The following is a 9135-nucleotide window of genomic DNA, read 5'->3' as shown; positions in this document are numbered from 1 at the left end:
TAGATACGAAATTTGAATGCCTTATGATGAAGCATCGCTTGTTTCACCACCTATCTACAAGAAAGACATTTGTTAACACCTCTCAATAATAGCACATACGTTCGCCTAAATGCACCTACAAAATTCCCGATTCATCCCCCGCCTTCGCTCTCACTTCGTGAGTAAGGTGGCATAGAGGCAGCGGGATTCTCGGTGATTGTGATAAATTAGCTTAATCCAACCAAATTGAGCGTTATTCCGCAAATCCTTCATCGCTTTTTGAATACCGCTATCCTATAAAATAGCGACAGTCAAGGATCTTACTCGTTCTTGGCTGCCGCTGTTTTTATAGTTGGGGGCAATCTATCACTTTTGAGCAAGCATCAAGCGTCACATAGCCCCCATCTTGAAATAGACGCCATCGTTTCGGTTGGCGCCGCTTCTTCTTAGTTCTGCGTTTGCATCTCTCTCGTCGGGCCCAGTACGCCGGGTACCTTGAGACCTGCTTGGCGAAGCAGCACGGTCATCTGGCCGCGATGATGCGTTTGGTGATCGATCAGTTTGCGCAGAAATTTGCCGCGAGGCGTCTTGCCCACAAAAGTATCAATCTCTTCTGTCATCGACGCATCCGTCAGCTTCGAGCCTTCGCTGGCATAAGCCGCGATTACGGCTTCGTATTGCGAGACGATCTCGGCCATCGTCGCCGGCACTGGAGCACCGCGCTCGATCGATGGAATATTCAAGCCTGCAAAGCGGCCGAACGCGCCGGCAGTGCTTACCAAGTGCCAAGCCAGCCAGCCCAATGAGTTATGGCCTTCTACGATCGCCGCATTCATTTTGTCATCCGAAATCGCCTGCATAACGGACAATGTTCCTGCAGCCGAAGCTGCCCAGTCTTCCATAAAGTCACCCGATGTACGATACATTTGTCGATGATCCCTCCCAAAAAGTTGTCCCCTCCATTCTATTATGACCCGACCGATTATTCAAACGCGACGAACGAGATCTAAACTTGAATTTGGCACAAGACTCCACTACACTTGACTTATCATCCCTTGAGGTTTAAGGAAGTACGGGATGTTAATAGAGGGGTGAGCGTACTTGTTCTTGCATTTCATTACAGAACGCGAGCATAAAGAAGCTTTTCTGGAGCTTGCGCACCGGATCGCGAAGTCGGACGGCTTCGTAAACCGTAACGAGTTAACTTATTTGCAGGGTTGGATGGTGGAGCTTGGCCTTCCGGACTGGCAGCCTTCCGCCGACGTCGAGACGACGACCGCAGACCTGCTCGGCAGCCTTAAGGATGAGCGCCTTAAGCGGATATTTCTCGCGGAGATGCTGCTGCTCAGCTATGCCGACGGCAACTACAACGATCAGGAAAAAGCGATATCGGACGAGATGCAGCGTCTATTCAGCTGCGATGATGAATCATTTGCTTCGTTCAAGAGCTGGGTTGAAAGCATGAACAAGCTGAAAGTGGAAGGCATGAAGCTGGTGCTTGGCGTTTAACGCATACCGTCTCTTCATCAAAAAGCCTGAGCCCTGGCGAGTCATTCTCGCGTCAAGGGCTCAGGCTTTTCGTTATTTCCTCTCAATCACTATCCTATCCTGCAGGGCGCTCCAGGATTCTCTCCAGCACCAGCTCGATGACCGTCGGCGATCCCGTTAGATCAAATCGCAGAAACACAAGCCGGTCTTGAATCAGCTTCGCCTCCACCCCTGCCGTAACCGACCGGACCGCGTACCCCTTTAGATCATCCCAGTAGGCAAGCCCGAACGGAATGGGAGACCAATGGCCGATCTCGAACGCCATGCGGATTCTGTCCCCGCCCTTCTCGTAGCCGCTCACGAATACTTGAGGAACGGCCTCCTCGAATTCATCGCCCATGTCTCCCTTGCCGACGTAGCTCCGCAGCCGTTCCGGCACACAGGATCCTTGTACGAACGCCATCTGGCATTGACGATCATAGTAATGGAAGGTATCGGGCCATGGCCCTGCAGCCGTGCCGCCCAACGTCATCGTATAATCGTTCACCTCGGGACGAACAAGCGTATCGCGGGTAAGCATGTATACGGGAGCGGTAGCCTCATTGCGTGCATGATAGTTCTTAATGGCCTGCGGCAGCGTCGTCAGCGTAATGGGATATTGAGTTATATAGCCGAAAAATAAGTCCAGCATGCCGGCGCATGCCTCGACATGGGAAGCCGGATAGATAGCGAACCGATCGGTATATTCCATCTCGTGGCTTTCCTGCTGCTGCAGAAAATAGACTTGCTCGTTATTCGCCGTGTTATCCAGATAGTTATGGAACAGCTTCTTCCAATATTCAATATTGTCGCCTGAGCAAAGTCCCGCCCGCAGCACGTCATTGGGATCTGTCGAGTAGATGCAGGGGCTCCCGGAATGATACGTCGCGTGCAGATCGCGTGCCGTCCATTCGCTGGCGACCAGCTTGCCCTTGCCAGGATGAGGCGCCTTGAACCGCCCGCTGTCGATATACCAGGAGCCCCATGGAATCCCCTTGTGGGTAATGTTATCCCACCATACCTGTTCCCAGCAGTATCCCCATATGCCATGGAAGCCAAGCTCCTCGGCCACCTCGACAAACTCCTTATAGATACTGCCTCTGGCGACAATCTTGGTCTTCACCCAGGGGAACGTATCTTGCAGCACGGCCCATCCTTCCTGGAGCGCCTGCTTCAGCCTTGCCCTGGAATGCTCCGATTCATCCGCGTAGAACGGCGTCTGAAGAATGACATCGTCTCCGTATTGCTCATGCCATCCCAGAATACGTTCGGCGAGCACCGGAGCGGATGTGGCATTGACGATCCATGTAACCGGAATGCCGTGCTTGTGAGCGAGCTCCGCCGTCCGATCGATCCCTTCGATCGCGATCCCATGCCCCCAGCTCTGGTCGACATGGGTCGCGTAGCTGACGAATGTATAGATCAACTGTCCCGGTTTCATGTTAAACGCAGCTCCTTCTACTGCTTATTATCCGCCCACCAGGCGTCGATCTGCGCCTGCAGCTCCGCCTGCACCTTCTCGATACCAGCCGTTTTCAGCTTCTCGTTGCGTTCGTCAACAACCTTGGAAGGGTTCGCAACCGCACCGGTAGCCAAAATTTTGTATTCCGATATAACCGCGGTCAGCTCGGCAATTTCATTTTTTACCTTAGAATCGTCGAATACGAAGCCCATGAGCGGGAAACGAACCGCCTCATCGTTAAACTTCTTCCAGTTGATGTACAGATCGTCCGGTTGACCCGGCTTCAAGTAGTTCAGCATCTGGCTGCCGATTACCCAGAACAGAGCACTTGTGCCATAACCGGAGTCGGCGATCGGTTCGATCCGGTTGTCGCCAACCTTCTTATAATGTTTCCCTTCAATGCCATGTACGATCAGATTGACGACATAAGGATCGGTATGCAAGTAGTTGAGAACCATCATCGCCCGCTCCGGGTCCTCGGACGTTCTCGAAATAGAGAACATCGAGCCGGCAGCGAGGTCCGTCGTCACGATCGGCTCCGTCACGACATGCGACACGTAATCGTACAGATTGTTGTCGGCGATTTTTACTTCGATGTCCGAGCCCGGTTTCCATACGCCCGATGACATCCACAGCTTGCCTTGCCGTCTGAGGTCGGCCGCGCTCGTCTTGCTTGTTCCCGCATCCGAATTGATATAACCTTTTTCGTAATACTTGCGGAACAGCTCGAATTCTTTTTTGTCGATATCGACAAGCTCGGGATCCAGTATCGATTTCACTTCCATCTTGGGTGCCGTATAGTCAACCAGGAACATTTGGGTCTTGCCTGGCGTCGGGCCAACCGGGCGGTAATTGGAATTCGTCTCGTACATCATATGGATGCCGCCGCCCGAATTGCCCGAGCCGCCTGCGAGGAACAGGTTCGTCATACCTTTCTCTTCCCTGCTGATCTTTTCGTACCAGGGCTCCAGATCTCCCCATGTGTTAATCGTCTCGATCGGAATGTCGTATTTGTCGACGATATCCTTGCGGTACGTAAACGATTGCCCCTGCGTAATCTCCTTGTTCGTAGGAACGGCGTACAGCTTCCCTTTCATGCGCGGCGCTTCCAGATAAAGCGGATGCAACGTTTCCTTGATGCCTTGTCCATGCTTGTCCAGCAGCTCATCCAGCTCCAGGAACGCGCCTTTCGTCACGTTGCCGAAGTAATTCAGCCATGATGCCGAGAATACAAGGTCCATCTTTTCGCCGGTATTCATCATCAGCTCGGTACGGTTCTGATACTCGCTTGCGGCGATGGGGACCAGCTTGACGGTCGCGTTAATCTTTTCTTTAAAAAATTCGTTAAGCTTCTCTTCGACGAGCGCGCCGTCGGCCTCCGGGGTGCCGAAGTAGACGATGGATACTTGATAAGGCTTAAGCTCGGCATTATCTGGCTTACTAGTCTCTGTACCGGCGTTAGGCTCCGTGCTCGGCGCGGTTGTCGCCTGATTGCTCTTGTTCGTGCCGCCCTCCTTGCCGTCGGAAGCACAGGCCTGCAGCACCAGCATGGCCGCAAGCATGATTGCGAGCGCAATCAGAAATGACTTTTTTTGTCTCATGTCTCATAACCCTCCATTAATTAGATTCATATAGTACGGCATGGCGAATGTCAATCCGCATACCGGAACTACCGCAGCGGGATCAGCCTTTAACGGCGCCGACGGTGAGGCCTTTGACGAAATATTTCTGGAAAAATGGATAAATAAGCAGGATGGGGCCCATGCATACGACCGCAAGGGCCATCTGCAGGGATTCGTCGGGCAGGTTGCTCATCAGCTCCGGATTCTGCGCGGCCAATTGCACGTTATTGCGAAGATACTGTACATCGTTTAATACTCGCAGCATTAAATATTGCAGCGGATACTTGTCTTCGGTGCGAATGAACAGAAGCGAGTTGAACCAATCGTTCCAGAACAAGATGGTGCCAAGAAGCGCCATCGTCGCCATAACGGGAAGCGATAATGGCAGGACGATCCGAAAGAAGATGCGGAATTCGCTCGCCCCGTCGATTCTCGCGGACTCGATCAGCGCGGGATGAATGGTCGTCTGGAAGAAGGTACGCATTATAATGACGTTGAACGGAACAATGAGCAGCGGCAATACCAGCGCCATATACGTATCTAGCAGCCCCAGCGACTGGGTGAAAATGATATATTTGCTCACCACTCCTCCGTTGAACAGCATCGTAAAGAACAAGACGAAGGTGAAGAATGTACGGAACGGATAATCCTGACGAGAGATGGGGTAGGCGTACAGCGCCATCAGGAGAACGCTTGCAATGGTGCCGACGACCGTAATGCCGATGCTGATGGCATACGCTCGGAAGATCGTCCCGTAATCCTTGAACAAGCTCTCGTAAGCGATCCATGACAGCTTATCCGGAATAAACTGATACCCCTCGGTCACCAAGGTGTCGATATGGGTCAAGGATACGATGATAACCAGAACGACGGGTATGACGCATAGGAACGATAGAATAAGGAACATGCCGTTTAGCAGCATATTGGCGACGGGAGAGATCGTATTCTCCCGCCTGTTAGCCGGACTGCCCATGTAGTTCATCTCCTGTCATGATCTAGAACAAAGCCTGATCGGGGTTTATTTTTCGCACCGCCGAATTCGTCAGCAGGACGAGCACGAAGCCTAATACGGATTGCGCCAAGGCCGCGGCGGACGACATGCCGATATCGTTAAGCTCCATCAGCACGCGGTAGACGTAGGTGTCGACCGTGTCGGTCACGGGATAGAGCGCTCCGGAATCCATCGGCACTTGGTAGAAAAGCCCGAAGTCGGAATTAAACACGCTTCCCATCGACAGAATCGTCAGGATGATAATAATGGGCTGAATGCTCGGCAGCGTAATATAGAGCGTTTGCTTCCACTTCGACGCTCCGTCGAGCACCGCGGCTTCGTAATATTCTTGATCGATTCCGGCAATTGCCGCGATATAGATGACCGCTCCGATGCCGACATTTTTCCACGCATTAACCAGGATGAGGATATAGGGCCAATAGGCCTTTTCCGAATACCAGAAAACTCTATCTAATCCAAACCATTCGAGAATCGACGCGTTCATAAAACCTTTATCCGGATTGAGAAAGGCGTACACCAGATAGCTGACAACGATCATGGACAAGAAATAAGGCATGATGAGAAATGTCTGATACGTTTTGGCCAATCGGCCGCGCAGCTCGTTGATCGCGACGGCTATCGCTATGGACAGCACGGTGTTGACCGCCATAAAGGTCAGGCTGTACAACACCGTATTGCGTGTAATTCTCCAAAGGGAGCCTGACGTGAACAGAAACTCGAAATTACGGAATCCGACCCAGGGACTTCCGAGAATACCGTCGATATAATTGATATTTTTAAATGCGATAAACACCCCGAACATCGGCAAGTAGTTGTTGACGATCAGCACGATAAACGTGGGCACCAGCATGATCGTCAAAAATCTGAACTTCCATAGAGAATGGATGAAATACGCAATCCCCGTTCTCTCCTTCACCAGCCTTCACTCCTCTCGATTGATTTCAGTATAGGGCACCCCATCCTCCAATACGATGATCAATAGAAGCTGCCTTGTGACGGAAGTGAGCCGAGGTCGGACTTGTCCGAATGTCATGAGAAAAACTTCTAAACATGCATTGACAGGAATATTCCTGTAGAGGTATATTTAACGTATAAGCAAGAAAATTTTTCCTACTGGAGGGGAACGAACGAATGAACCAAGAAGTAACAGCCTATATTGAAAACTTGCCAAAATGGCAATCGGACATCAGCTCGATACTGCGTAATTTAGTACTCGAAACAATTCCGGAAGCAGAAGAACGGATTCAATATAAGAAGCCGCATTTTCTGAAAAACGGGCACTATGCTGCCGTTATTTCGCCCTCTAAAGACGCAATTGCTTTTATGATTATGAATGCAAACGGCATAGAGTTTCCTAAAACATTCGATGGTCCCGCCGAACGAAAGTGGGTCAAATTACGGGAAGGCGACTCTCCGGATCTTCCGCTGTTGTCGGAACTTCTAAAACAAGCTTCCGGCACGCTGTAAAAACCATAATCGGGAGGGAATCATGAATACGACAACTTTGAACGCTCTTGCAGAACCCACCCGATTGAAGATCGTTGAACTATTAGGTAACGGCCCCCTTACGGTCGGGGAAGTCGCGGATCGACTTCAGCTAAAGCAGCCCCAGGCATCCAAACATTTAAAATATTTGCTTGATTCGGGTTTGGTAGACATGCGGCCAGATGCAAATAAACGCATCTGTCACCTGCGATTAGAACCTTTGATGGAATTAGATGGATGGCTGGAATCGTACCGCAAATTGTGGGAAGTGAGCTTCGACCGTTTAGCCGACTATCTAGAGGAATTGCAGAAATCAAAGACAATAATTAAATCTGGGGAGGAATAAGAATGAGCAACCCAAACGGAGTTTTTCTAAAACGTGAATTTAACGCTCCGCGCGAGCTGGTATACAAAGTATGGACCGAACCTGATCACTTCGGCAACTGGTGGGGACCTCAGGGTTTTACCCTCGAAGTCGTAAAGATGGATGTTCGCCCGGGCGGAATGTTTTTCGGATGCCAGAAGTCGCCGGACGGACAGCACATCATGTGGGGCAAGTTTGTTTACCAGGAGGTCCAGCCCCCTGAGAAACTTGTATGGGTTCAATCTTTCTCTGACGAAGATGGGAACACCATCCGCGCTCCGTTTAACCCGCAATGGCCGCTCGAAATCCTTAACGTCCTGACCCTTGAAGAATCCGAAGGTAAGACCGTACTGACGCTTCAAGGCGGACCGCTGAATGCTTCCGACGAAGAACAAGCCGCCTATGATGCAATGGCTCCGATGGCCGCAAAGGGTATGGAGGGGACGTTCGAGCAACTGGCTAATTATTTGTCCAGCCAACTTTAACGTCAGCCCATCTCCCCTTTAATCGGCGTTATACTGTGGAAGGTTTCCCAAATCGAACCAATACATGCCATAGTAATTTTAACTCTTGGAGCACTTCTGCGTAGCTTCCTCTGTCGTACCATTTTGTGGGATTGCTTTTCAAATCATTTACAGCTTCCCCGATTATACTGGCATCAATATACCCATTCTTCGCTATCCGTTTGGCTAATGAGGGCATGGTCGGCCCCCTGAAGTCCGTGGGCACTTCTTCAACCAACAAATAAGGCCCTATGTTCCATATTAGCTTGATCGAATATTTTAAACATAGTTGCTCTAAAAGGCTGCCTACTTGCGTCCCTTTAAACGAAGAATCGGCAACCAGCATTTCAACGTCAACTGCTAGGGAAATATCACCGTGAATTTGCGCCTCGATATAGTGGTTAAGGTTGCGTCTAGGTATGTCATCTAAAGAATATCGGTAGGGTTGATCAAGATTGTATAAAAGATGGTCGATCAATTTCCCGGGGGTTACATCCCGTTCTCCTAAAGCAGACTCGCGGAAAAAAACATCATTTAATAGTGCTGCTATTACGATATCGAATTCCTCAAGCGTACCTTTTTCAGGCCGATCATTGTTGGAATCTCCATAAGTGTATGTTGAGCGACTGGATACACTGGGCGAGAGGAGAAAAAAACATGATCCAAATCGTGGAGAAGGACCATCGGCGTGTAACATGACGTCAAGCGCCCCATACTTTGGGCGTTCGCTTATGCTAGCACCGTCTATATGATAAGCGCCGTTGAACAGGTTCTTCTCCCAAAGATCACGCGCTCCTCCCAGGTAAGCCGAAAGGCCTCCATTTGAAATATGTGTTTCGAACTGACTCCTGTAGGCGCCTTGTTCAAGCAATGCTTGCGCCACACATTTCATATCTGCAAGCGGTCGATCAGGATGAAAATGCAATGCGATCCTCGCGTTAGTCCGCAGTTTGGCAAGAGCATTCTCATACATGTCCCATTGAATGTTTGACATCTGCAGAATTTCTTTAATTAGGGTTATAGCTTCTTCTTTTCTGGAAAATGCGTGCTCTCCGATATATTTTATGGATAAGTTTTGTGCATGTGTAAGTTGCCTGTTATTGGACATTTTTTCAACCTCCATAATAATGATTCATGAAAAACGCGGAGCAACTCCCCCCCCCCCCCCCCGGGGGGGGGGG

10 protein-coding genes are annotated in these 9135 nt (G+C 50.3%); 4 read left to right on the top strand and 6 right to left on the bottom strand.

The genetic code is table 11. The features are described 5' to 3' along the window. Positions 1–425: 425 nt before the first annotated feature. The gene (locus tag PAT3040_RS21860; RefSeq protein ID WP_108994383.1) at positions 426–905 is read right to left on the bottom strand and encodes a DinB family protein; all 480 of its coding nucleotides are present in this window, start codon (positions 903–905) and stop codon (positions 426–428) included. Positions 906–1080: 175 nt separating this feature from the next. Between PAT3040_RS21860 and PAT3040_RS21855 the strand changes: the two genes are divergently transcribed. Continuing rightward, positions 1081–1488, top strand: coding sequence for a tellurite resistance TerB family protein (locus tag PAT3040_RS21855; RefSeq protein WP_108994382.1), 408 nt, complete (start codon positions 1081–1083; stop codon positions 1486–1488). 94 nt (positions 1489–1582) lie between these two features. On the opposite strand, the gene PAT3040_RS21850 is transcribed toward PAT3040_RS21855, so the two are convergent. The 4 genes from PAT3040_RS21850 to PAT3040_RS21835 all read right to left on the bottom strand — a co-directional run bounded on the left by PAT3040_RS21850 (position 1583) and on the right by PAT3040_RS21835 (position 6518). After that, positions 1583–2947 carry a hypothetical protein gene (locus tag PAT3040_RS21850; protein WP_108994381.1) on the bottom strand — a complete coding sequence of 455 codons (1365 nt, stop codon included), beginning with the start codon at positions 2945–2947 and terminating at the stop codon, positions 1583–1585. 17 nt (positions 2948–2964) lie between these two features. Next, positions 2965–4569, bottom strand: a complete 1605-nt coding sequence (locus PAT3040_RS21845) for an ABC transporter substrate-binding protein (RefSeq protein ID WP_108994380.1) — start codon at positions 4567–4569, stop codon at positions 2965–2967. An 82-nt stretch (positions 4570–4651) separates the two neighbouring features. Next, positions 4652–5563 carry a carbohydrate ABC transporter permease gene (locus tag PAT3040_RS21840; protein WP_108994379.1) on the bottom strand — a complete coding sequence of 304 codons (912 nt, stop codon included), beginning with the start codon at positions 5561–5563 and terminating at the stop codon, positions 4652–4654. Positions 5564–5585: 22 nt separating this feature from the next. Further along, the gene (locus tag PAT3040_RS21835) at positions 5586–6518 is read right to left on the bottom strand and encodes an ABC transporter permease (RefSeq protein WP_256976132.1); all 933 of its coding nucleotides are present in this window, start codon (positions 6516–6518) and stop codon (positions 5586–5588) included. A 215-nt stretch (positions 6519–6733) separates the two neighbouring features. Between PAT3040_RS21835 and PAT3040_RS21830 the strand changes: the two genes are divergently transcribed. Genes PAT3040_RS21830 through PAT3040_RS21820 form a run of 3 tightly spaced genes read left to right on the top strand, consistent with a single transcriptional unit; the run spans position 6734 to position 7936 of the window. Next, positions 6734–7069, top strand: coding sequence for a DUF1801 domain-containing protein (locus PAT3040_RS21830; protein WP_108994378.1), 336 nt, complete (start codon positions 6734–6736; stop codon positions 7067–7069). A 22-nt stretch (positions 7070–7091) separates the two neighbouring features. Next, positions 7092–7433, top strand: coding sequence for an ArsR/SmtB family transcription factor (locus PAT3040_RS21825; protein WP_108994377.1), 342 nt, complete (start codon positions 7092–7094; stop codon positions 7431–7433). Between the two features lie 2 nt (positions 7434–7435). Beyond that, positions 7436–7936: an SRPBCC family protein gene (locus PAT3040_RS21820; protein WP_108994376.1), complete on the top strand. Its 501-nt coding sequence runs from the start codon at positions 7436–7438 to the stop codon at positions 7934–7936. A 28-nt stretch (positions 7937–7964) separates the two neighbouring features. Here PAT3040_RS21820 and PAT3040_RS21815 read toward each other — a convergent pair whose 3' ends face one another. Further along, positions 7965–9062, bottom strand: coding sequence for a DUF3626 domain-containing protein (locus PAT3040_RS21815; protein WP_108994375.1), 1098 nt, complete (start codon positions 9060–9062; stop codon positions 7965–7967). Between the last annotated feature and the right edge of the window lie 73 nt (positions 9063–9135).

The sequence above is a fragment of the Paenibacillus agaridevorans genome (assembly GCF_003112455.1).
Lineage (GTDB): Bacteria > Bacillota > Bacilli > Paenibacillales > Paenibacillaceae > Pristimantibacillus > Pristimantibacillus agaridevorans.
The sequence above is the reverse complement of the archived record's forward strand: the minus strand, read 5'-3'. Positions and strand labels throughout refer to the sequence as shown.